Raw genomic sequence first — 22663 nt, 5'->3', positions numbered from 1 at the left:
CGTACGCCCGCCAGCGTACCTCTCGGCTACCGCTCGCTCGCGGCCAGCTGACCGCACGCTCCGTCGATCTCCTGACCCCGGGTGTCCCGAATGGTGACCGGCACACCATGGGCGGCGATGGCCTCCACGAACGCCTTCTCGTCCTCGGGCCGCGAGGCCGTCCACTTCGAGCCCGGCGTCGGGTTCAGCGGGATGAGGTTGACGTGCACCGGCTTGCCCTTGAGCAGCCGCCCGAGCCGGTCACCGCGCCAGGCCTGGTCGTTGATGTCCCTGATCAGCGCGTACTCGATGGAGAGGCGACGCCCCGACTTGGCGGCGTACTCCCATCCGGCGTCCAGCACCTCGCGCACCTTCCAGCGCGTGTTGACCGGGACGAGGGTGTCGCGCAGCTCGTCGTCCGGCGCGTGCAGCGAGATGGCGAGGCGGCACTTGAAGCCCTCGTCGGCGAACCGGTGGATGGCGGGCACGAGCCCCACCGTCGACACCGTGATGCCGCGCTGCGAAAGGCCGAGGCCGTCCGGCTCCGGGTCGGTCAGCGCGCGGATGGCGCCGACGACGCGCTTGTAGTTGGCGAGCGGCTCGCCCATCCCCATGAAGACGATGTTCGAGAGCCGCGCGGGACCGCCGGGGATCTCGCCGTCCCTGAGCGCCCGCATGCCGTCCACGATCTGGTGCACGATCTCGCCGGTCGACAGGTTCCGGTCGAGTCCGGCCTGCCCCGTGGCACAGAACGGACAGTTCATGCCACAGCCCGCCTGGGAGCTGATGCACATGGTGACCCGGTCCGGGTAGCGCATGAGCACCGACTCCACCAGCGTCCCGTCGAAGAGCCGCCAGAGGGTCTTGCGGGTGGTGTCGTCGTCACAGCTGATGTGCCGCACCACGGACATCAGGTCGGGCAGCAGCGCCTCACGGAGCTTCTCGCGCGCACCGGCGGGGATGTCGGTCCACTCGGCCGGGTCGTGCGCGTACCGCGCGAAGTAGTGCTGCGAGAGCTGCTTGGCGCGGAACGGCTTCTCGCCGATGGCGGCGACCGCTTCCTTGCGCTCTGCGGGCGTGAGGTCGGCGAGGTGCCGCGGGGGCTTCTTGGCTCCGCGGGGCGCGACGAAAGTGAGTTCTCCGGGCTTAGGCATGGCACTACCAGTGTCGCAGATGGACGCGCGTGCCTCTCGCGGCCGCAGTTCAGGCGGCCGGGGGCGCTCCGACCCGGCGTCCTCAGCCCTCAGCCTTCGGTCCTCGGCGGTAGGTGCCGTCCTTCTCCCGCTTCGCCCGCCCCATGTCCGGGACCCCACGACAACGAGCCCCCTTCCGGTGCGGGAAGGGGGCTCGTACAACGATCCGCGGAAGGGATCGGCTCAGCCGGACCCGACGAAGACCACCAGCAGCAGCCACACCACCGGCGCCGTCGGCAGCAGGGAGTCGAGGCGGTCCATGATGCCGCCGTGCCCCGGCAGCAGCGTGCCCATGTCCTTGATGCCGAGGTCCCGCTTGATCATCGACTCGCCCAGGTCACCGAGCGTGGCGCTCGCCGCGACCGCGAGACCCAGCAGCAGGCCCTGCCACCACGTCCCGTCGTCGATCAGGAACTGCATGCACAGCGCACCCGCGGCCATCGCGAAGGTGACCGCGCCGACCAGGCCCTCGCGGGTCTTGCCGGGGCTGATGCGCGGCGCCAGCTTGTGCTTGCCGAAGCGCCAGCCGATCGCGTACGCGCCCGTGTCGCTGACCACGGTCAGGAGCAGGAAGGTGAGCACCCGCTGCGGACCGTCGTCCGCGGTGAGCATCAGCGCCACGAACGTCGCGAGGAACGGCACGTAAAAGGCCGCGAAGACCCCGGCCGTGACGTCCTTGAGATAGCCCTCGGGAGGCTCGGTCATGCGCCAGACGAGCACCGCGAGCGCCGTGAGGGCCATGGCGACCCAGGCACCCTCGGCCCCTCGGACGTACCCGGCGACGACCATCGCCGCGCCGCCCACCGCGAGCGGGACCAGCGGCGCCTTGATGCCCTTGCGTTCCTCGAGCCGGGAGGTGAGCTCCCAGAGACCGACCACGACGGCGACCGCTATGACGCCGATGAAGACGGCCTTCACGATGAACAGCGACGCGATGATCACCGCGCCGAGTCCCACCCCGACTCCTATGGCCGCCCCGAGGTCGCGCCCCGCGCTCTTCTTCTGCGGTGCTGCCGGGGCGGGCTGTGGTGCGCTGGGCATGGGCTCCTGCGGAGGCTCGTCACGGAACAGGGGGCCGCCCATCCGAGTGGCCCCCCGGTCGTCGTCCTGGTCTCCGCCGGTCACGGGTACGTCGGGCACGATGGGCATGGGCTGCGTCTCAGACGGAAACAGCGCGTCCTGCGCATCGTACGCGGGACCTGACGAGGGCGCCCCCTGACCAGGCCCCTGGTCGGGCGGCCCCCAATACCCGGCTCTGGGCGGCGCCCCCCAGGAAGAGTCGTTCACGGATCGGTTTCCTGATTCCTCGAACTGAGCGTCAGACTTCGAGCAGCTCGGCTTCCTTGTGCTTGAGCAGCTCGTCCACCTGGGCGACGTACTTCGCGGTGGTGTCGTCGAGCTCCTTCTCGGCGCGACGGCCCTCGTCCTCGCCGATGTCGCCGTCCTTGATCGCCTTGTCGATGGCTTCCTTGGCCTTGCGGCGGACGGAACGGATCGAGATCTTGGAGTCCTCGGCCTTGGCCTTGGCGACCTTGATGTAGTCCCGGCGGCGCTCCTCGGTGAGCTCGGGGAAGGTCACCCGGATGATGTTGCCGTCGTTGCTCGGGTTGACGCCGAGGTCGGAGTCGCGGATCGCCTGCTCGATGTTGCGCAGCGCGCTCTTGTCGAACGGGGTCACCACGGCCATCCGCGGCTCGGGCACCGAGAACGAGGCCAGCTGGTTGATCGGCGTCAGCGCGCCGTAGTAGTCAGCCACGATCTTGTTGAACATCGCCGGGTGCGCACGGCCGGTGCGGATCGCGGCGAAGTCCTCCTTGGCGACCACGACGGCCTTCTCCATCTTCTCCTCGGCCTCGAGGAGGGTCTCTTCGATCACCACTTGCTCCTGCGTGTCTTGAGTGGCCCGGCTAGCACGGGGCGGCCGGCTGCGTCGCGTCTCTTTCCTGCACGGTGTCCGACCGGCAGGGCTTTGTCCATCCCTCTCAAGTGACGTCTCGCGTCCGTCCCTTGAGACTGGCCCAGGTCCCTGGGATCAGGCCCGGTTTCCCTGGTCGCCCACGAGAGTGCCGATCTTCTCACCCTTGACGGCCCGGGCGATATTGCCCTCGGAGAGCAGCTCGAAGACCAGGATGGGCAGCTTGTTGTCCCGGCACAGCGTGATCGCGGTCATGTCGGCGACCTTGAGGTCGCGGGTGATGACCTCGCCGTAGCCGAGGGAGTCGAACTTCACCGCGTCGGGGTTGGTCTTCGGGTCGGAGTCGTAGACGCCGTCCACGCCGTTCTTGCCCATGAGCAGCGCCTCGGCGTCGATCTCCAGGGCCCGCTGCGCGGCGGTGGTGTCGGTGGAGAAGTACGGCATGCCCATACCGGCGCCGAAGATGACCACGCGGCCCTTCTCCAGGTGGCGCACGGCGCGCAGCGGGATGTACGGCTCCGCGACCTGCCCCATGGTGATGGCGGTCTGGACGCGGCAGTCGATGCCTTCCTTCTCCAGGAAGTCCTGCAGCGCGAGGCAGTTCATGACCGTGCCGAGCATGCCCATGTAGTCGGAGCGGGCCCGGTCCATGCCGCGCTGCTGGAGCTCGGCACCGCGGAAGAAGTTTCCGCCGCCGATGACGACGGCGATCTGGGCGCCGTCGCGGACGACAGCCGCGATCTCGCGGGCGATGGCGTGCACCACGTCGGGGTCGACCCCGAGGCCGCCCCCACCGGCGAACGCCTCGCCGGAGAGCTTCAGCAGGAAGCGTCCGGCAACTTTGCCGTCGTCACTCTTCGAGTCGGCCTTGGTGGTCATGTGGTTCTCGCTTCTCTTACTTGACACACATACGAAGAAGGCCACTGCCGGTGGGGTGTCGTTCGCATCCCATGCTCGGCAATGGCCTCCTCGTCAGATCCTGCGGTCGTACGTCGCGCACGAGGTGCCGTGCGCGGGCGACCGCACTTCGACCCTAGCGGGGTCTACCGTCGATCGCGGTACGGACTCAGATGCCGACCTTGATGCGCGAGAAGCGCTTCAGGGTGACACCGGCCTCGGCGAGGACCTTCTCGACCGACTTCTTGTTGTCCAGCGCGTACGGCTGGCCGAGGAGGGTGGCCTCCTTGAAGAAGCCGTTGACGCGACCCTCGACGATCTTCGGCAGGGCGGCCTCGGGCTTGCCCTCGGCGCGGGTGGTCTCCTCGGCGACGCGGCGCTCGGACTCGACGACCTCGGCCGGCACGTCCTCCTTGGAGAGGTACTTCGGCGCGAAGGCGGCGATGTGCTGCGCGACACCCTTGGCGAGGTCGGCGTCGGCCTTGTCCAGCTCGACGAGGACACCGATCTGCGGGGGCAGGTCGGGCATCGTGCGGTGCATGTACGCGGTGACGTAGGCGCCGGAGAACTGCGCGAAGCGGTCCAGGACGATCTTCTCGCCGAGGTTGGCGTTGGCCTCGTCGACGTACGCCTGGACGGTCTTGCCGGCCTCGATCTCGGACGCGAGCAGCGCCTCGATGTCGGCCGGGGAGGTCTTGGCGACGTGGGCGGCGAGGTTGTTCGCCACGGCCTGGAACTTCTCACCCTTGGCGACGAAGTCCGTCTCGCACTTCAGCTCGACGATGACACCGGAGGTGTTGTCGTCGGCGATGAGGGAGACCACGGCGCCGTTCTCGGCGGAGCGGCCCTCGCGCTTGGCGACGCCCTTCTGGCCCTTGATGCGGAGCGCCTCGACGGCCTTGTCGACGTTGCCCTCGGCCTCGTCGAGCGCCTTCTTGCAGTCCATCATGCCGGCGCCCGTGAGCTCACGGAGCTTCTTGACGTCAGCGGCGGTGTAGTTCGCCATGATCGAAATTTCTCTCTCGAAGTCTGAAAGATCTACGAAGGTCTACGGGTGAACGGCGGGGGCCGATCGGGCCCCCGCCGTCAACTACCGAACCTGTGAAGGTCAGGCCTGCTCGGCGTCCGCGGCCGGAGCCTCGGCGGCGGGCGCCTCGGCAGCGGCCTCGGCCGGCTTGTCCTCGGCCTTGGCCTCGTCGGCCTTGGGGGCCTCGTCGGCCTTCTTCTCGCCCTCGAGGAGGTCGCGCTCCCACTCGGCGAGCGGCTCGCCCTGGGCCTTCTCGCCCGGCTTCGAGTCACCGGCGGCAACGCCGGAACGGGCGATGAGGCCCTCGGCGACGGCGTCGGCGATCACGCGGGTGAGCAGGGTGACGGAGCGGATCGCGTCGTCGTTGCCCGGGATCTTGTAGTCGACCTCGTCGGGGTCACAGTTGGTGTCGAGGATGGCGACAACCGGAATGTTGAGCTTCCGGGCCTCACCGACAGCGATGTGCTCCTTCTTGGTGTCCACGATCCAGACGGCGCTGGGCACCTTCTGCATCTCGCGGATACCACCGAGGGTCTTCTCCAGCTTGGCCTTCTCGCGCGAGAGCACGAGAAGCTCCTTCTTGGTCAGACCGGACGCGGCGACGTCCTCGAAGTCGATCTGCTCGAGCTCCTTGAGGCGCTGCAGACGCTTGTAGACGGTCGAGAAGTTGGTGAGCATGCCGCCCAGCCAGCGCTGGTTCACGTAGGGCATGCCGACGCGGGTGGCCTGCTCGGCGATGGCCTCCTGCGCCTGCTTCTTCGTGCCGACGAACATGACCGTGCCGCCGTGGGCGACGGTCTCCTTGACGAACTCGTAGGCGCGGTCGATGTACGACAGCGACTGGAGCAGGTCGATGATGTAGATGCCGTTGCGCTCCGTGAAGATGAAGCGCTTCATCTTCGGGTTCCAACGACGGGTCTGGTGACCGAAGTGGACGCCGCTCTCCAGCAGCTCCCGCATCGTGACGACGGCCATGGCCGTTCTCCTTGAGATTCTCGGTTGTGCCGCGTGTGCCGGACGGCACTCGCGCCTGACGCCCGCTGTGCGCCTTGCCACTAGGGACCGAGGGGCGCTGACACCGGCTGTTCATGGCCTGGTGTCGGGGCGTGCGAAGTCGACCCGGTGACCCGGATCGCCACAAGAAGTGTACGGGACCCGCGAGGTACCGGGTGACGGCGCTGTCCACAACCGCCCGGTAGTCCACAGATCCGGTCCATGATCCCCGCGGATCGGGTCGGCACGGGACCGTTCTGCCATGCGCCTGGAACTCCTGCTGCCGACGCTGGCGGCCCTGCTCGCGACCTTCCCGGTCCCTGTCCCGATGCCCGCCCCGCCCCCGGCCACGGCCTGGCCGGTGGGCACCCGCCCTCAGGTCGTACGCCCCTGGGACCCCCCACCGACCCCGTACGCCGCGGGCCATCGGGGCGTGGACCTGGCCGCCCCACCAGGCACCCCGGTGCGAGCGGTGGCACCGGGCCGGATCACTTTCGCGGGCAGGGTGGCAGGCCGAGGAGTGGTCACGCTGGAGCTGACAGGCACAGGAGATCCCCCACTGCGTACGACGTACGAGCCGGTGACCCCGACGGCGAAGAGGGGCGAGAAAATCGCGGCGGGCGAACAACTGGGCACCTTGTCCCCGCCCACGGGCCACTGCGGGGAGAGCTGCCTTCACTGGGGCCTGCTCAGAGCGAAGACGTACCTGGACCCACTGACCCTGCTGCCGCCGTGGCTACTGCACCACGGCCCGTCCCGCCTGCTTCCACGGCGAGTGGGGTCTCAGCTCGGGGAAGGGCGGGCACAGCCCGCAGCCGCCGGGCATCGATGAACAGGGCCTCAGCCCCGCACACCCCGCAGAGCCATGGAAACCGCAGCCTCGGTAATGGCCTCCGGCTCCTCGGCCACGCCGAGCTCGATCCGCCGAACCGCCGCGTCCACAATCCCCTGAAGCAACATCGCCGCCATCCGAGGCTGCGCATGCCCCAACGCTTCCAACGCCTCGACGATCATCGCGATGAGCCCACCGTGCGCGGCCCGGATCTTCTCCCGGGCCCCGGCGTCCAACTCACTCGCGGAGATCGCGACCACGGCCCGATGCCGCCGATCCCCCACCAGCGCCAGCTGCCTGCGCACATACGCCTCGACCTTGCCCTCGGCCGTGTCCGCCCCCTCCATCGCCGCGGAGACCTCCGCGGCCCAGACGGGGAAATCGACCTCGCACAGCTCTTCCACCACGGCGGCCCGCGACCGGAAGTACTCGTACACGGACGACCGGGCAAGCCCCGTGCGCTCGGCAAGGGCGGGGAAGGTCAACGCCTCCGTACCGCCTTCGGACAGCAGGGACCTCGCGGCGTCCAGCAGGGCGCCTCGCTGCATCGACCGGTGCTCGGCCACAGAGGCCGCTCGAATCCTTGGCACAGCTCCACTTTACGGACGGGAGGCCCCTCGCGGGAGTCGCTCCCCAACTCCCTCACCTGGGGAAGGGACGATTCAGCGTCCCTCAGCGCCCGAAACTGGCCAGCTTCGCCCGAAGCTGCAGCACCGACTTCGTGTGGATCTGGCTGACCCGGCTCTCGGTCACCCCGAGCACATTGCCGATCTCGGCGAGCGTGAGCCCTTCGTAGTAGTAGAGCGTCACGACGGTCTTCTCGCGCTCGGGCAGCGTGTTGATCGCCCGCGCGAGCAGCCTCCGCAGCTCCCGGTCCTCCGCGACCTCCACGGGGTTGTCGGCCGCGTGGTCCTCGAGCGTGTCCATCAGGCTGAGCCGGTCGCCGCCGTCACCGCCGACGTGCAGCAGCTCCTCCAGCGCCACCACGTTCGCCAGCGACAACTGGCTGAAAACCGCGTGCAGTTCCTCCAGCGCGATCCCCATCTCGGCGGCGACCTCGCCCTCCGAGGGCGTCCGCCGCAGCTGCGCCTCCAACGTGGCGTAGGCCCGCTCGACATTGCGCGCCTTCTGCCGCACGGACCGCGGGATCCAGTCGAGCGCCCGCAGCTCGTCGATCATCGCGCCGCGGATGCGCGTGATCGCATAGGTCTCGAACTTGATCGACCGCTCGATGTCGAACTTCTCGATCGCGTCGATCAGCCCGAACACCCCGGACGAGACGAAGTCGGCCTGCTCGACGTTGGGCGGAAGCCCCACGCTCACCCGGCCCGCCACGTACTTCACCAAGGGCGAGTAGTGCAGGATCAGCTGCTCCCGAAGACGCCCGTCCCCGGTCTCCTTGTACGAGCGCCACAACTCGTCCAGCGACGAGGGTGCGGGAGGCCGCTCCCGCTCGCCGCTACGGGCAGCGGGGGGAACCGCTGCCCGGTCGGACCCTGAGGTGTGCTGGGGCATTCGTCGCCTTGAGCCGTTCTGCCGTGAACTGGTGAGGTCGCGTGGGTCGGTGACGTCGCGCGAGCCGGTGGAGTCACCGGGGTCGCCCGCGCCTGTGCGGTGGGGAGCGTGCGTGGAGTGAATGAGGTCGTCCGCCTGATTGCCTGTCCGTGCCGGAATCCTTGTGAGCGTAGCGTGACTGAAGTGTCGCAGTGTGCGAAGGCTATGGGATCGTGCGTGCGCAGACACGTTCCGCTGGGTGCCCCAAGCAGTCGATTCCATAGCGGTGCGTGACGGTGCCGGCGCATCAACTGCACGATTTCCCAAGGTCGTCGGGGGTCATCCGTCCGGCGGAACACGCTCGGTCACCATTCACCTCCTTCGGCGAACAGGGACGCAATCGTCTGGCGTGTCAACTGCCAACCATCGCCGTGTCGTTCAACGAACCCCAACGACTGAAGCTCGTACAGTCGCCCTACGGCGTCGTCCTCACTCGTGCCCGCGTCGCGCGCGATGCCCCGCGCCGTCGTACGCCCCCGCGCGGGCAGCGCGGCCAGCACGCGCGCCGCCCCGGGGGCGAGCAGATCGCGCGGCACGACGGGGCCCCGCCTCTCCGGGGCCACCTCCCCCATGTCGCCGACCAGTTCCACGACTTCCGCGGCATCGGTGACAAGGACTCCGTCGCCCCGGAGCAGTTCGTGCACACCGGCGGACAGACCGCTGGTCGCAGGGCCCGGCACCCCCATGGCGAAGCGCCCCAACTCCTGGGCACTGCGCGCCGTGGCGAGCGCCCCGCTGCGGTAGGCGGCCTCGACCACCACCGTCCCCCGGGTCAACGCGGCGATCACCCTGTTCCGCAGAATGAACCGGCTCGGCGTCGGATGACCCCCCGGCGGCAACTCCCCGACCACAAGACCCTGTTCCGCGATCCGCCCGATCAACTCCGCATGCCCACGCGGATAGGCCCGGTCCACCCCGCACGCGAGCACGGCCACGGTGGCACCGCCCGCCCCGAGCGCCCCGCGGTGCGCGGCACCGTCCACGCCGTACGCCCCACCGGAGATCACGACCCAGCCGCGCTCCGCGAGCCCCGCGGCGAGACCGGCGGCCATGTGCGCGCCGTACTCCGTGCAGGCACGCGCCCCCACGACGGCCACCGACCGCAGCGCCCATATCCGCAGGGAAGGCCGCCCCCGTACCCAGAGCCCGACCGGCCGCGCGTCACCCAGGTCGTCCAGGGGCGACGGCCACTCCGGCTCCCCCGGGCACACGAACCGCCCTCCGGCGTCCCGCACCCCCTCCAGGTCACTCTCCGGTCGCACCAGGGCGGCCCGCGCCCGCAGCCCCTCCCACCGCCGCGCGGTCACCCCCGGCAACCGCTCCTCGGCAGCCCTCAGCCGCCGAAGCACCTCGACGGCCCCGACCTCCCGCAACCACCGCCCACCGACCGCGTCCCCGGGCTCGAGGACCCGCGTCAGAGCGGCCCGGGCGAGCCGCTCCTCGTCGAGCGGCGGATCCACGGTCACGTCAGCGCCCCGATGGTCATCGGCACACCGCGCGAGATCCCCGTACGGAGCTGGAGGGCGAGCGCGACGTCCTGTGCGGAGGGCCTGTCGCGCCCCGCCAGGTCCGCGACGGTCCAGGCCACCCGCAGGACCCGGTCGAGGCCGCGGGCGGTCAGGAAGCCCCGCTCCAGGTCCACTTCGGCCGCGTCCAGGGCGCCGGGGGCGGCGGGCCAGCGCGTGCGCAGCGCATGTCCGGGGACCTCGCTGTTGGTCCGCCAGCCGGTGCCCGCCAGCCTGGCGGCCGCTCTCTCCCGTGCGGTGCGCACCCGGTCGGCGACGGTCTGCGTGGACTCTCCCCGCGTGCCGTACCCGGCGAGTTCGGAGCGGGTGACGGCCTCCACCTCGACCTTCAGGTCCACCCGGTCGAGCAGCGGGCCGGACAGGCGGGCCTGATAGCGGCGGACGACCGACGCGGGGCATTCGCAGCCGTCCCCCAGCAGCGCGTGCCGACCGCAAGGGCAGGGGTTGGCCGCGAGCACCATCAGGAACTTCGCGGGCAGCCGCACCACCCCCGCACTGCGCGCGATCACCACATGGCCCGACTCCAGGGGCTGGCGCAGGGAGTCCAGCGACTTGCTGCTGAACTCAGGCGCCTCGTCGAGGAAGAGCACCCCGCGATGGGCCAGCGAGACCGCTCCGGGCCGCGCGATTCCGTGGCCGCCGCCCACGAGCGACTGCATCGTGGCGGAGTGGTGCGGCGCGCAGTACGGCGCGATGTCCACCAGCGGCCTGCCCGGAGGCAGCATGCCCGCCACCGAGTGGACCGCCGTCACCTCCAGGGACTCCTCCCGGGTCAGCCGGGGCAGGATCGCCGGCAGCCGCTCCGCGAGCATGGTCTTGCCCGCACCCGGCGGTCCCTGCAGGAAGAGGTGGTGCGCCCCGGCGGCGGCCACCTCGATGGCGGTCCTGGCCGACGCCTGGCCGACGACATCGGCCAGGTCCAGCGCGTGGGTGTCGTCCGGCATCCCGCCGAGGCCCGTGCCCGCGCCGGTCCCCGGCACACAGAGCCCGGCGAGCATCGGATCCGGCCGCCCCGCCTCTTCCGGCTCCTCCTGTGGCACCGGTTCATCGGTGAGGACCGCGATGAGCTGGCGCAGACTGCGCACCCCGAGGACCGAGATCCCGGGGACCAGCGAGGCCTCCGCGGCCGTGCACTCCGGGACGACCACCTGTTCGTACCCCGCGTCGGCCGCCGCCAGGACCGCGGGCAGCACTCCCCGCACCGGCCGCACCCGGCCGTCGAGCCCCAGCTCGCCGATCATCACGATGTCGGCGAGCACTTTCGGGTCGATCCGCTCGGCCGCCCCGAGGACCGCGCACGCGACAGCGAGATCGAATCCACTGCCGCCCTTCGGCACCGAGGCCGGGCTCAGCCCCACCGTGAGCTTCTTCTGGGGCCACTCGGCGCCCGAGTTGACCACGGCGGCCCTGACCCGGTCCCTGCTCTCGGTCAGGCTCTTGTCCGGCAGCCCCACCAGCGTGAACGCCGCCACGCCGGTCTCCAGGTCGGCCTGCACCTCGACGACCACGCCCTCGACGCCGACCAGGGCGACAGAACACGTACGCGCGAATGCCATCAGGCCACCCCGCGCGCATGCTCGACCACGGGAGCGCCGCGGCGCGGGATCAGGACCCCGACCAGGTCGATGCGGACACCGCCCGGCGGTGGGCCGCCGCGCGCCTCGATCCACCGCTCCGCCAGGCGCCGCAGCCGCTCCGCCTTGACCCGGCTCACGGCCGCCATCGGATGCTCGAACAGCGACGCCCCGACCGGGGCCGCCCTGCGCGTCTTGACCTCGCAGACGACAAGGGCCTCGCCGTCCAGGGCCACGATGTCGATCTCACCGCTCCGGCCCGCGCGCCAGTTGCGCTCCAGGACCGTCATCCCCGACTCGATCAGCCGCCGCGCGGCCAGATCTTCGCCGTACCTGCCGAGTGCTCCCCGTGCGTTCATGTCGGCACCACCTCCGGCACCCACAGTCACGGTTCAGCCCGCACCTGTTGGATCTTGGTGCACTACTCGCCGGTTGTGGAAAACCCCGCCACCCCGGCGAGTGAACTCAGCTGCCCGGCAGCTCCAAGTCACTCTTGTTGAGCTCCTCGATGTTCACGTCCTTGAACGTGAGCACCCGCACCTGCTTGACGAAGCGGGCGGGCCTGTACATGTCCCACACCCAGGCGTCCGCCATGGACACCTCGAAGAAAACCTCGCCCTGGACCGAGTGCACCTGCATCTCGTAGTCATTGGTGAGGTAGAAGCGCCGTTCGGTCTCGATCACATATTTGAACAGACCGACGACATCGCGGTACTCCCGGTAGAGCTTCAGCTCCATCTCGGTCTCGTACTTCTCGAGGTCCTCGGCGCTCATGGCATGTTCCCCTTCAGCCGTGCGTCCCCCTATTGTGCGTCAGCCCCGCGAGCCCCTACACGATTTCCGTGTCGAGGATCTCGGGCCGAACCGGGGGCCCCTCGTCGAGCAGTCTGCGAAACAGCTCGGCGAGCCTGGTCGGATACACCGTCTCATGAGCCTCGGTCAGTTCTCGGCACGTCCACCAACGCGCTCCGGCGACACTGCGCCGTTCCAGCTCGGTGAGGCCCTCGGCGACGGTCGCCGTCTGTGACGTACGCGCCAGGTAGTACCACTCGTCCTGGTCCCAGCGCCGCCCGTCGAACGGGAAGGAGCAGACCCGCCGCCACAGGACCGGGCCGAGCTCGACCTCCGTGATGCCCGTCTCCTCGCGCAGTTCGCGCAGGGCCGCCTGCTCACGCGTCTCGTCGCCCTCCAGGCCGCCGCCCGGCGTGAACCACCAGTCGTCGGCCCGGTCACCGGGCTCGTGGCCGTGCAACAGCAGGATGCGGTCGTCGGGGTCGAGCAGCACCACCCGCGCCACCCGGCGCAGCGGCCGCCCGGGCTCCGGCGGAGCGGATGACATCGTGTCCTCAGCCGACACCGGCCGCCTCCCTCGTACGACTCCTTGCCCGCCCGCGGCCCATGCGCCTGGCCAGCGGCCCGTACGCGGCACCGCCCAGGACCAGCACCATGCCGGCCACGATCGCGATCACCACCAGGCGCAGTGGCCCCGGCTCGGAGATGCCGCCCGGCATGTCCGCGAAGCCGACGGGCCTCTCCAGCATGCCGAACTCGTCCATCGGCCAGGCCACCGCGTCCACCCGCCCCTGCACGGCGCTCCGCGGCACCGAACCGTGGTCCCCGTCGCCCAGGTGCACGCTGGAGTCCAGTGACCCGCTGCGCTCGTCGCCGAGCAGGAACAGGCGGCCCTTGGGGACCGTCGTGGCGGGGATGCCGGTGGCCGCGGCGCCCTTGCCCTCGGGAAGATACGGTTCTGCGACTTCCTTGCCGTTGACGGTCAGCTTGCCGTCCTTGCAGCAGGAGATCCTGTCGCCGCCGACGCCGACGACCCGCTTGACCATCGGCAGGTCGCCCCAGGTCGCCTGCTTGAAGACGACGACGTCACCGCGGCGCACGTCGTCGCCGTCGATACGCTGCGCGAGCACCCGGTCGCCCGAACCGATCGTCGGTGTCATCGACCCGGTGGGGACGGTGTACGGCTGGTACAGGACCGCGCCCCAGACGAACCCTCCGAGGAAGAGCACACAGCCGAGGGCCACGGCGACGCCCGACAGCACGCTGCCGAGCCGGCCGTGGCCCTCGTCCGTACGTTGTGTCCTGCTCATCCCAGTGCTCCCCCGTCTCGGAGACGACCTCGCCGCCCGTGTGCACGGGCGGCGGAAGATCGGCGATCTGGGACGGCACCCTACCCGGCGGTACTGCCGCCAGAAACCCTCGCGTTCCGCGCGGCAGCGACCGTGAGCCGCCGCCGGCGCCAGAGCACGATCGGCACGGCGCCCGCGAGACCGAGCGCACCCGGCGCCGCGCTGGAGAGCGCGTTGATGCCCGGCTGATCGAAGGTGTCGGGCTTGGGCAGCGTCGCCCAGCGGGTGGGCGGCCAGGCGATCACGATGGCGCGGCCCACGACGTTGTCCACGGGCACGGCGCCGCCGCCGGGCTGGTTCTGGTGGTAGCGGGAGTCCAGCGAGTTCTGCCGGTGGTCGCCCATGACCCAGATCTTGCCCTTGGGGACGGTCACCTTGAACTGGCCGCCCTGGTCGTCGACGCTGCACGGGGTGTTGCCGGGGAAGACGTACGGCTCGTTCAGCGCCTTGCCGTTGACCTTCACCGGCCCGGTGCCCTTGCACTCCACGGTGTCGCCGCCGACGCCGATGACGCGCTTGATCAGGTCCTTCTCGTCGGCGGACGGCATCAGGCCGATCCAGCCGAGGACCCGCTGGACCGCGTTCGGGTCGGGGGTGGGCTCGCCGTCGAGCCAGTGACCGGGGTCCCTGAAGACGACGACCTCGCCGCGCTCGGGCTCGGATCCGAACCACGGCGTCAGCTTGTCGACGAGGACGCGGTCGCCCTTTTGCAGTGTGTCCTGCATCGAGTCCGACGGGATCGAGAACGCCTGCACCAGGAAGGTCTTGATCAGCAGCGCCAGGACCAGCGCGATACCGATGAGGAGCGGCAGCTCCTTCCAGAAGGACCGGGGCTTCTTCGGCTGCTTGGCGTCCCGCTCGCCCTGTGTGTCCTCACCGTCCACGGCGTCACTCCCGGGATTCTCGCCGCCCGCGACGGACTCGACGCCCGGCTCGTCGGATCGTCCCGGCCGCTCCTCGGGCCCCTCGTGTCCGGATCGTGCGCCGACCGCCAAATCCCCCACATCCACTCCTCAGTCCGTGCCGCCGCCTGCCCCAGATGCGATGCAGGCCCACCACTCCCATAACGAGCGGGAGTTCCGCAGGGGTCGGGAGCCGGATCAATCCGTATCGATCGCCGGTGGCCACCCTATGCGACGCTCCTGTGGCGTTGTCCGATCCCGCACGCGCGTCGGGAACCGACGCATACGTGTCCGGCTCCTCCAGTTTGCGCCAGTGCCCGAAGGGCCAGGCGATGACGATCGCGCGCCCCACCACCTCCTCCTCGGAGACGGTGCCGCTGTACTTCTCGGTGCGGTGGAAACGGGAGTCCGCCGAGTCACTGCGGTGGTCGCCCATCACGAAGAGGCGCCCCTCGGGGACCTTCACCTCGAACTCGAAGGCGGACGGCTTGTCCCCGGGGTGGATGTACGGCTCGTCGAGCGGTACGCCGTTGACGGTGACCTTGTCGTTCTTGTCACAGCACTTCACGGTGTCGCCGCCGACGCCGATCACGCGCTTGATCAGGTCCCGCTCGTTGTCGGACGGCAGCAGACCGATCTGTGTGAGGCCTTCCTTGACCTGCTTGACGACCACCGGGTCGTCCTTCTTCTTGCCCTGTTCCTCTTCGAGCCAGTTGCCGGGGTCCCTGAAGACGACGACGTCGCCGCGCTCCGGCTTCGACCCGAACCAGGGGGTGAGCTTGTCGACCAGGACCCGGTCCCCGATCCGGATCGTCTGCTCCATGGAGCCCGAGGGAATCACGAAGGCCTGCACCAGGAAGGTCTTCAGGACGAGGGCTATCAGCAGCGCCACACCTATGAGGAGGGGTATCTCCTTGATCGCCGAGCGCCGCCTGCGCCGCTTGACCTTCTTCGCGAGCTTGCGCCGCTCGGCCCGGCCCGGCAGAGCCGGACCGTCGGTCGGCCTCGACCCTGTGGGCAGCCGGGTGTCGGCCCGGTGTCCTGCGGCACGCGTCCGCCCGCGGTTACCCATGCGCGCCGCCTGGTGCCGGCACGCGCGCGTAGCTGTCGGGGCGTTTCAGGGAGGTCCAGTGGCCGATCGGCCAGGCGATCCAGTCGGCCCTGCCGATGACCTCGCCGACGGGGATCATGCCGCCGCCGGGCTGCCCCAGATGATCGCGGGAGTCACTGGAAGCGCTGCGGTGATCTCCGAGGAGGAACAGGCTGCCCTCGGGGACGACGACGTCGAAGGGCACCTGTGAGGGGGTGTCCCCCTCGAACAGGTACGGCTCGTCGACGGGCTCGCCGTTCACCTTGATCCTCCCCCGCTTGTCGCAGCAGACCACCCGGTCTCCCCCCGTGCCCACGACCCGCTTGATGTAGTCGGCATCTCCGAAGTAGCCGCTGCCGTCGAAGACGACCGCGTCACCCCGCTGCGGCTCGGAACCGAAACGGTACGCCAACTTGTTGACGAGCACCCGGTCCCCGACCCGGAACGCGGGCTCCATGGAGCCGCTCGGGATCTGGAAGGGCTGCACGACGAAGGTGCTGACCACGAGCAGGGAGGCCATGCACAGCAGGAACGTCAGGGTGAGCCTGCCGCCCGGCAGCCACTCGACGACCGACGCGAAAACGGAGCGCGACCGTTCCTCCGTCTCCTCGGATGCGTCGGCGACGTTCGGGACGTCTCCGGGATCGGAGGGTGGGGAGGAGCGGTCGCGCTCCGTGTGCTGTGCTTCGGTGTCCATCGGGGCCAGATGCTATCCGGCCCCGCCGTGGACCCGCGCGGGAGCTCAGCTCTCGCGCTTCTCCTTGATCTTCGCGGCCTTGCCGCGCAGGTCACGGAGGTAGTACAGCTTCGCGCGACGCACGTCACCGCGGGTGACGAGCTCGATCTTCTCGACGATCGGGGTGTGCACCGGGAAGGTGCGCTCGACGCCGACGGAGAAGGAGACCTTGCGGACCGTGAAGGTCTCGCGCACGCCGGCACCCTGGCGACGGATGACTACGCCCTTGAACTGCTGCACACGGGAGCGGTTGCCCTCGATGACGCGGACGTGGACGTTGACGGTGTCACCCGGGCGGAAGGCCGGGATGTCGCTGCGCAGCGACGCGCTGTCGACGGAGTCGAGCAGGTTAGCCATGATCGTCTGCTTTCTTCGCTGATGCCACAGGTCATCAGCGGAACGTGGTGATGAGAATTCGGTAGCTGATCGCGTCGGGCGGGCGTCGTTCCCCCTGTGGCAGGGGCGCACGCTGGACGTACAGCAGCGGTCTATTCTTCCACGGCCTCGGGGTCTCGCCCAAATCGGCCGTCGGGCCCCGGCCGCCACCCCAGGATCGAGAGCATCTCGCGGTCCTTCTTGTCGAAGGCCTTGGGGTCGCAACGCTCAATGAGATCGGGCCTGTTGCGGGTGGTGCGCCGGAGCGCCTCGTCCCGGCGCCAGCGCGCGATCTTGCCGTGGTGACCGCTGAGCAGCACGTCCGGAATGCCGTGCCCGCGCCACTGGGGAGGCTTGGTGTACACCGGGCCTTCCAGGAGGTTGGCCATGGCCCCGGGCGCGAAGGAGTCGTCCCGGTGCGACTCGGCGTTGCCCAGGACGCCGGGCAGGAGCCGGGCCACGGCCTCGGTGACGACCAGCACGGCGGCCTCTCCGCCCGCGAGGACGTAGTCGCCGATGGAGACCTCGTAGACGGGCATGCGGGTCGCGTACTCGTCCATGACGCGGCGGTCGATGCCCTCGTAGCGGGCGGGCGTGAAGACCAGCCAGGGGCGCTCCGAGAGCTCCACGGCGAGTTCCTGGGTGAAGGGGCGGCCGCTGGGCGTGGGGACGACCAGGACGGGTCCGTGGGCCCCTGCCTCGTACCCCTCGGCGAGCACGTCGTCGAGGGCCGCGCCCCAGGGGTCGGTCTTCATGACCATGCCGGGGCCGCCGCCGTAGGGGGTGTCGTCGACCGTGTTGTGCCGGTCGTACGTCCACTCCCTGAGGTCGTGCACGTTGACGTCGAGCTGCCCACGCGCGCGTGCCTTGCCCACGAGGGAGACGTTCAGGGGCTCCAGGTACTCGGGAAAGATCGTGACGACGTCGAGCCGCATTACGCCTGGTCCTCCGGGGCCGACTCGGACGCGCCGGCCGACTCGGATGCGCCGGCCGCCTCGGACGCACCGGCCGCCTCGGCGTCACGGGCGGAGGCGATCTCCGCGCGGTCGTCGATGAGCCCCGGGGGCGGGGCGATGACGGCCTTCTGCTCCTCGAGGTCGATCTCGGTGACGATCTCCTCGACGAAGGGGATCATGACCTCGCTGCCGTCGGGGCGCTCCACGATGAACAGGTCCTGCGAGGGCAGGTGCGAGATCTCCGTGATCCGGCCGACCTCGACCCCGTCCTCGGTGACCACGTCGAGGTCCATCAGCTGGTGGTCGTAGTACTCGTCGGGGTCCTCGGGGAGCTCCTCCGGGTCGACCTCGGCGATCAGGAGCGTGTTGCGCAGGGCCTCGGCGCCCGTGCGGTCGCGTACGCCCTCGAAGCGCAGCAGGAGGCGGCCGCTGTGCACACGGCCGGTCTCGATGGTCAGCGGACCGGTGGCGGCGGGGTCGGTGGCGAGGACGGCGCCGGGGCCGAGCCGCAGCTCCGGCTCGTCCGTGCGGACCTCGACGGTGACCTCACCCTTGATGCCGTGGGCACGGCCGATGCGGGCGACTACCAACTGCACTGCGTTCTCTCCTCGTTCACGACTACGGGCCGGGGACGGCTCGTAAGCCCTCCCCGGCCCGAGCCGGTGCTGCTGTGGTTCTGTGCGAACCCGGTTCAGCGAACCTGGTCCACGTCGACGAGGTCGACGCGGACACCGCGGCCGCCGATGGCGCCCACGACCGTGCGCAGAGCGCGTGCGGTGCGGCCGTTGCGGCCGATCACCTTGCCGAGGTCGTCGGGGTGGACCCGGACCTCGAGGACGCGTCCGCGGCGCAGGTTGCGCGAGGCGACCTGCACGTCGTCGGGGTTGTCGACGATGCCCTTCACGAGGTGCTCGAGAGCCTCCTCGAGCATGCTCAGGCCTCGGTCGACTCGGTGGACGCGGCCTCGGCCTCGTCCGCCTTCTTGTCCGACTTCTTGGCCTTCTGGGTGATGGCCTCACCCTTGGTGTCGTCGCCCTCGAGGCCCTTGGTGAAGGCCTCGAACGCGGCGCGCTTGTCCTTGGGCTCCGCGACGAGCAGCGGCGCCGGGGCCGGCAGGCCCTTGTGCTTCTGCCAGTCACCGGTGAGCTTCAGGATGGCCATGACCGGCTCGGTCGGCTGGGCGCCGACGGACAGCCAGTACTGGGCACGCTCCGAGTTGACCTCGATGCGCGAGGGGTTCTGCACCGGGTGGTACAGACCGATCTCCTCGATGGCCCGGCCGTCACGGCGGGTACGGGAGTCGGCGACGACGATGCGGTAGTGAGGCGAACGGATCTTGCCCAGACGCTTCAGCTTGATCTTGACTGCCACGGGAGTGGTGTCTCCTGGTCTTGACGTGGGTGGGCACAACGAAGATGCCGCGTGGGGTTGCGGTACTCGAGTGCCCGATGGACGCGTCAGCCGGAGGAGAGAGGGGTCCTGTGCGGCTGTCGAGTACAGCTAGCCATTGTGCCATACGTCGCCGGGGCACCCGAATCCGGTCCGGGCGCCCCGGTCCAGCTCAGCCCACGCCCGCGCCCACCGCTTCCGGGATCCTGAAGGGCTTGCCGCAGCCGCCGCACATGATCGGCGCCTGGGCGAGCACGGAGGGCACGACGCGGACGTTGCGCCCGCAGTCGCAGACCGCCTTCACGCGCACGCCGCCTCCGGAGGAGCCGTGCCGGGCGGCAGGGCCCCGGAAGCTGCGCGCGGTGTCCGCGGTCGTCGCCGCGGTGTGCGCCTTCAGGGCGCGCTGCAGCCGCTCGATCGTCGGGCGGTAGCGCTTCTTGGCCTCGGGGTTGAGCGTGACCAGCGAGAAGCCACTGCTGGGGTGTGGCTCCTCAGGGTGGTCCAGACCCAGCTCCTCGGCGATCGCGAGGAATCTGCGGTTGTGGTAGCGGCCGGCGCGTGAGGTGTCGCGAACGCCGCGCGAGGCGGCGATGCCATGGACTGCCTCGTGAAGCAGTCGCTCGAAGGAGAGCTCGGCGCCACAGGCGGACGACGACTCTCCGATCAGGGATTCGGGCGCGGCTAGGTCCGGCAGCTCGGGGTGGTGCCGCTGAATGTCGGCCCACGCCTGTGCCAGCTCTGCGGCGAGAACAGGTGGTGTCGTGCTCACGTCGTGACAACGAGCCGGGTGCCCTCGGGGTTCCATTCCGGGGCATCCCAAATAATTTGCACGTACCCGTCAGTTGCCGTTGATGCGTCCGGACGAGGGCGGGTGCGCTGATCTGCGGAGAAGCCTCACAGCTCGCACCAAGCCGGTACGTAGTGGCGCGTACGCCCCGGCGCGTAGAGCGTTCCCTCGCGCCGGGGCTCGTGGTGCCTGGACAGGCGTACGGGCAAAGAACCGGCGCGTCGGTACCGGAGCCGCGCTCCTCAGTAGGAGCGGGCCACGACAGCGACGTTACCGGGGGTCTCATCGGCGTCCGGCACCGCCCCGTCCTCAGCGACCAGACACCGTACGGTCACGGCGTGCTCGGCCAGCCTGGCCTCGCCTTCTTCGCCGAGCGAGGCCCACGGGATCCGTGCCCAGCCGCCGGCGGCGGTGGCCTCCACCGCCTCCTCGACCGTGGTGACGTCCGAGGTGCCAGACTCCCTGCGCTCGCGGGACTGCGTCAGGAGCAGCTGCTGGCCCTCCTCCAGGACGCCGGGCAGCAGCCCGGGGAGGGCCTCGATCGCGACCGGCTCCTTGCCGCCGGGGCTGTGCCTGTCCGAGATCCGGCGGGCCAGCATCGCGGTGCCGTTCGCCAGGTCGCGCGGGCCGACCTCGATGCGGACCGGCACGCCCTTGAGCTCCCAGTCGACGGCGCGGCGCCCGAAGGGGATCTCCGTGCGGTCGTCGACGTGGACGCGGACGCCCGCCGCCTTCAGGGTCTCGCCGATCGCGCGGACCTCGGCGAGCACGGCGTCGTCGCCCTTGACGGCGAGGACGACGGCCTGGACGGGCGCGAGGCGGGGCGGCACGCGCAGGCCGTCGTCGTCGCCGTGCATCATCACCAGGGCGCCGACCAGCCGCGTCGTGCTCCCCCAGGAGGTCTGCCAGACCAGCTCCTGCCTGCCCTCCTTGGACAGGTACTGGGTGTGGAAGGCCTTGGCGAAGTTCTGCCCGAGCTCGTGGCTGGTGCCGAGCTGGAGGGCCTTGCCGTCGCCCATCATGCCTTCGAGGGTCAGGGTGTTGATGGCGCCGGCGAAGCGCTCCTTGGCGGTCTTGCGGCCGAGCACGAAGTCCATCGCGAGGACGTCGCGCATGAAGTCGCCGTACACGTGGCGGTGGATGCGGGCCGCGAAGTCGCGGGCCTCCTCGTACGTCGCGTGGGCGGTGTGGCCCTCCTGCCAGAGGAACTCCGAGGTGCGCAGGAACAGGCGGGGGCGCATCTCCCAACGGACCACGTTCGCCCACTGGTTGATCAGGAGCGGCAGGTCTCGGTAGCTCTGCACCCACTTGGAGAAGTACTCGTTGACGATCGTCTCGGAGGTGGGCCGGACGACGACGGGCTCCTCGAGCTCCTTGCCGCCGCCGTGCGTCACGACGGCGAGCTCCGGCGCGAAGCCCTCGACGTGCTCGGCCTCCCGGGTGAGGTACGACTGCGGGATGAGCAGGGGGAAGTAGGCGTTCTGGGTGCCCGTCTCCTTGATGCGGGCGTCCATGTCCTGCTGCATCCGCTCCCACAGGCCGTACCCGTACGGTCGGATCACCATGGAGCCGCGCACCGGGCCGTTGTCGGCCAGCTCGGCCTTGTTGATCAGGTCCTGGTACCAGCGGGGAAAGTCGTCCGCCTGGGGTGTGAGCACGGGTGTCTTGGCCATGGCGCGCATGGTAGGGGCGGGCCTCGGGAGGGGGGAATTCTTTTCCTCCAGGGGGCGCACAACGGTGGCACACAAGCATTGCCACACAACCTCTGGACGCCACGACGGATGCGGAGTTGTCTGGCATACGGGGGGAGTGCGAGCGCACTACACGGGGGCGGACGAACCGTTGAATTCCGGCACAGCACTAACTCTCGGCGGATTGGGGCGCTTTCGATGACACCAACACTCGTGCAGTCGCACCTCCTCCACGCGGGCGCGACCCCCCGTGTGGACCTGTGCGCACGCGCGCGTGACTGGGCGGAGATCCAGGAACGGATGCTGGTCCCGCTCTATGAAGCGGTGTACGAACGGCTCGAAGTGGGCGACGGCACCCGTCTCCTCGGTCTCGGCTGCGGCTCCGGACTCGCCCTGCTCATGGCGGCGTCACGGGGTGCCGCGGTCACCGGCGTCGACCCTTCGGCGCCCGAACGCCTCGCCCTCGCGCGCGAGCGCCTGCTGCCGGACGGAGCGCGGGAGGCACACGCGCGTGCCGACACGCGCCTCGTCGAAGGCGACCCCGCGGACGCGGCGGACTCGGCGCTGACCCCGTACAACCTCGTCACCGCGTTCCAGCCGATCGGGTGCATGGCAGGTGACTCCGAAGGCCTCGCGTCCCTCCTGGAGGCCGCGGCCCCGCTCGCCGGGCGCGGCACCCCGGTGGTGCTCGCGGGCTGGGGTCCCCCGGAGCGCTGCGCGACGTCCTCCGTCCTGAGGGTGGCGACGAAGCTCGCCGATCCCCTCCGGAGCACGGGCAGTTGGCGCCCCGCCCTGCGGGACGACCTGGAGGAGGTCGCCCAGCGGGCGGGCCTCAAGCCGGACGGCTCGGGCCGCGTCGCGTGCCCCTTCGGATACGCGGACGTGGAGAGCGCGGTCCGGGGGCTGCTCTCGACGGGCCTGTTCGACGCGGCGGTGGGCGCGACGGACCAGGCACAGGTCGACAAGGAACTGACGGAGGCACTGCACCCGCACCGGCTCACGGACGGCACGGTGTGGATGCCGAACGTCTTCCGGTACTTGATCGCGCGTACTCCGTAGCGGCCGGGTACTCCGTAGCCTCCGGCTGTCCTTGGTCATCCGCGTGA

The 22663-nt window shown here is 70.1% G+C and carries 26 protein-coding genes; 2 read left to right on the top strand and 24 right to left on the bottom strand.

Features of this window, described 5'->3' with window-relative positions; translation table 11 throughout:
- Positions 1–26 precede the first annotated feature (26 nt).
- The 6 genes from rlmN to rpsB all read right to left on the bottom strand — a co-directional run bounded on the left by rlmN (position 27) and on the right by rpsB (position 5986).
- Complete coding sequence (gene rlmN / locus ACZ4D5_RS36370; protein ID WP_362339978.1) at positions 27–1133, bottom strand: dual-specificity RNA methyltransferase RlmN; 1107 nt, start codon at positions 1131–1133, stop codon at positions 27–29.
- A gap of 222 nt (positions 1134–1355) precedes the next feature.
- Complete coding sequence (locus ACZ4D5_RS36365; RefSeq protein ID WP_467776747.1) at positions 1356–2459, bottom strand: phosphatidate cytidylyltransferase; 1104 nt, start codon at positions 2457–2459, stop codon at positions 1356–1358.
- Between the two features lie 31 nt (positions 2460–2490).
- The gene (gene frr / locus ACZ4D5_RS36360) at positions 2491–3048 is read right to left on the bottom strand and encodes a ribosome recycling factor (protein ID WP_467776746.1); all 558 of its coding nucleotides are present in this window, start codon (positions 3046–3048) and stop codon (positions 2491–2493) included.
- Positions 3049–3204: 156 nt separating this feature from the next.
- The gene (gene pyrH / locus ACZ4D5_RS36355; protein WP_467776745.1) at positions 3205–3966 is read right to left on the bottom strand and encodes a UMP kinase; all 762 of its coding nucleotides are present in this window, start codon (positions 3964–3966) and stop codon (positions 3205–3207) included.
- A gap of 187 nt (positions 3967–4153) precedes the next feature.
- On the bottom strand, positions 4154–4990 hold the full coding sequence (gene tsf / locus ACZ4D5_RS36350; RefSeq protein ID WP_467776744.1) for a translation elongation factor Ts: 837 nt from the start codon (positions 4988–4990) through the stop codon (positions 4154–4156).
- A gap of 102 nt (positions 4991–5092) precedes the next feature.
- Complete coding sequence (rpsB, locus tag ACZ4D5_RS36345; RefSeq protein WP_467776743.1) at positions 5093–5986, bottom strand: 30S ribosomal protein S2; 894 nt, start codon at positions 5984–5986, stop codon at positions 5093–5095.
- Positions 5987–6266: 280 nt separating this feature from the next.
- Here rpsB and ACZ4D5_RS36340 point away from each other — a divergent pair, with 280 nt between their 5' ends.
- Positions 6267–6836, top strand: a complete 570-nt coding sequence (locus ACZ4D5_RS36340; RefSeq protein ID WP_467776742.1) for a peptidoglycan DD-metalloendopeptidase family protein — start codon at positions 6267–6269, stop codon at positions 6834–6836.
- 8 nt (positions 6837–6844) lie between these two features.
- Here the strand turns inward: ACZ4D5_RS36340 and ACZ4D5_RS36335 are convergent, their stop codons facing one another.
- The 18 genes from ACZ4D5_RS36335 to proS form a co-directional block, all read right to left on the bottom strand.
- Positions 6845–7402, bottom strand: a complete 558-nt coding sequence (locus ACZ4D5_RS36335) for a TetR/AcrR family transcriptional regulator (protein ID WP_467776741.1) — start codon at positions 7400–7402, stop codon at positions 6845–6847.
- A 106-nt stretch (positions 7403–7508) separates the two neighbouring features.
- Positions 7509–8351 (bottom strand): RNA polymerase sigma factor WhiG, encoded by an 843-nt coding sequence (gene whiG / locus ACZ4D5_RS36330; protein WP_362339986.1) that lies wholly within the window; start codon positions 8349–8351, stop codon positions 7509–7511.
- A gap of 344 nt (positions 8352–8695) precedes the next feature.
- Positions 8696–9856, bottom strand: coding sequence for a DNA-processing protein DprA (gene dprA, locus ACZ4D5_RS36325; protein WP_467776740.1), 1161 nt, complete (start codon positions 9854–9856; stop codon positions 8696–8698).
- Complete coding sequence (locus ACZ4D5_RS36320) at positions 9853–11472, bottom strand: YifB family Mg chelatase-like AAA ATPase (RefSeq protein WP_467776739.1); 1620 nt, start codon at positions 11470–11472, stop codon at positions 9853–9855. Before ACZ4D5_RS36320 ends, dprA begins: the two co-directional genes overlap by 4 nt.
- Positions 11472–11879 carry a YraN family protein gene (locus ACZ4D5_RS36315; protein WP_467776738.1) on the bottom strand — a complete coding sequence of 136 codons (408 nt, stop codon included), beginning with the start codon at positions 11877–11879 and terminating at the stop codon, positions 11472–11474. The genes ACZ4D5_RS36320 and ACZ4D5_RS36315 overlap by 1 nt, the downstream gene beginning before the upstream one ends.
- A gap of 76 nt (positions 11880–11955) precedes the next feature.
- Positions 11956–12264 (bottom strand): DUF2469 domain-containing protein, encoded by a 309-nt coding sequence (locus ACZ4D5_RS36310; RefSeq protein ID WP_005311352.1) that lies wholly within the window; start codon positions 12262–12264, stop codon positions 11956–11958.
- Positions 12265–12319: 55 nt separating this feature from the next.
- Positions 12320–12829 (bottom strand): NUDIX hydrolase, encoded by a 510-nt coding sequence (locus ACZ4D5_RS36305; protein ID WP_467776737.1) that lies wholly within the window; start codon positions 12827–12829, stop codon positions 12320–12322.
- 7 nt (positions 12830–12836) lie between these two features.
- On the bottom strand, positions 12837–13592 hold the full coding sequence (lepB, locus tag ACZ4D5_RS36300) for a signal peptidase I (protein WP_467776736.1): 756 nt from the start codon (positions 13590–13592) through the stop codon (positions 12837–12839).
- Positions 13593–13672: 80 nt separating this feature from the next.
- Positions 13673–14515 (bottom strand): signal peptidase I, encoded by an 843-nt coding sequence (gene lepB, locus ACZ4D5_RS36295; protein ID WP_467776735.1) that lies wholly within the window; start codon positions 14513–14515, stop codon positions 13673–13675.
- A gap of 4 nt (positions 14516–14519) precedes the next feature.
- Complete coding sequence (gene lepB / locus ACZ4D5_RS36290; RefSeq protein ID WP_467776734.1) at positions 14520–15605, bottom strand: signal peptidase I; 1086 nt, start codon at positions 15603–15605, stop codon at positions 14520–14522.
- A complete protein-coding gene (gene lepB, locus ACZ4D5_RS36285; RefSeq protein ID WP_467776733.1) occupies positions 15598–16320 on the bottom strand; it encodes a signal peptidase I in 723 nt (240 codons plus the stop codon). The genes lepB (ACZ4D5_RS36290) and lepB (ACZ4D5_RS36285) overlap by 8 nt, the downstream gene beginning before the upstream one ends.
- 45 nt (positions 16321–16365) lie before the next feature.
- Entirely contained in the window at positions 16366–16716 is a 351-nt protein-coding gene (rplS, locus tag ACZ4D5_RS36280) for a 50S ribosomal protein L19 (protein WP_055569038.1), read from the bottom strand.
- 131 nt (positions 16717–16847) lie between these two features.
- Complete coding sequence (trmD, locus tag ACZ4D5_RS36275; RefSeq protein WP_467776732.1) at positions 16848–17669, bottom strand: tRNA (guanosine(37)-N1)-methyltransferase TrmD; 822 nt, start codon at positions 17667–17669, stop codon at positions 16848–16850.
- Complete coding sequence (rimM, locus tag ACZ4D5_RS36270; RefSeq protein ID WP_467776731.1) at positions 17669–18286, bottom strand: ribosome maturation factor RimM; 618 nt, start codon at positions 18284–18286, stop codon at positions 17669–17671. Before rimM ends, trmD begins: the two co-directional genes overlap by 1 nt.
- Before the next feature lie 95 nt (positions 18287–18381).
- On the bottom strand, positions 18382–18621 hold the full coding sequence (locus ACZ4D5_RS36265) for an RNA-binding protein (RefSeq protein ID WP_014176063.1): 240 nt from the start codon (positions 18619–18621) through the stop codon (positions 18382–18384).
- Positions 18622–18623: 2 nt separating this feature from the next.
- On the bottom strand, positions 18624–19061 hold the full coding sequence (rpsP, locus tag ACZ4D5_RS36260) for a 30S ribosomal protein S16 (RefSeq protein WP_362339997.1): 438 nt from the start codon (positions 19059–19061) through the stop codon (positions 18624–18626).
- Positions 19062–19251: 190 nt separating this feature from the next.
- Entirely contained in the window at positions 19252–19884 is a 633-nt protein-coding gene (locus tag ACZ4D5_RS36255; protein WP_362339998.1) for a hypothetical protein, read from the bottom strand.
- A 224-nt stretch (positions 19885–20108) separates the two neighbouring features.
- Positions 20109–21539 (bottom strand): proline--tRNA ligase, encoded by a 1431-nt coding sequence (gene proS / locus ACZ4D5_RS36250; RefSeq protein ID WP_467776730.1) that lies wholly within the window; start codon positions 21537–21539, stop codon positions 20109–20111.
- Positions 21540–21755: 216 nt separating this feature from the next.
- Here proS and ACZ4D5_RS36245 point away from each other — a divergent pair, with 216 nt between their 5' ends.
- Entirely contained in the window at positions 21756–22616 is an 861-nt protein-coding gene (locus ACZ4D5_RS36245) for an SAM-dependent methyltransferase (protein ID WP_467776729.1), read from the top strand.
- The last annotated feature ends 47 nt before the right edge of the window (positions 22617–22663 follow it).

This window comes from Streptomyces sp. NPDC025651 (genome assembly GCF_055558735.1).
The sequence above is the reverse complement of the archived record's forward strand: the minus strand, read 5'-3'. Positions and strand labels throughout refer to the sequence as shown.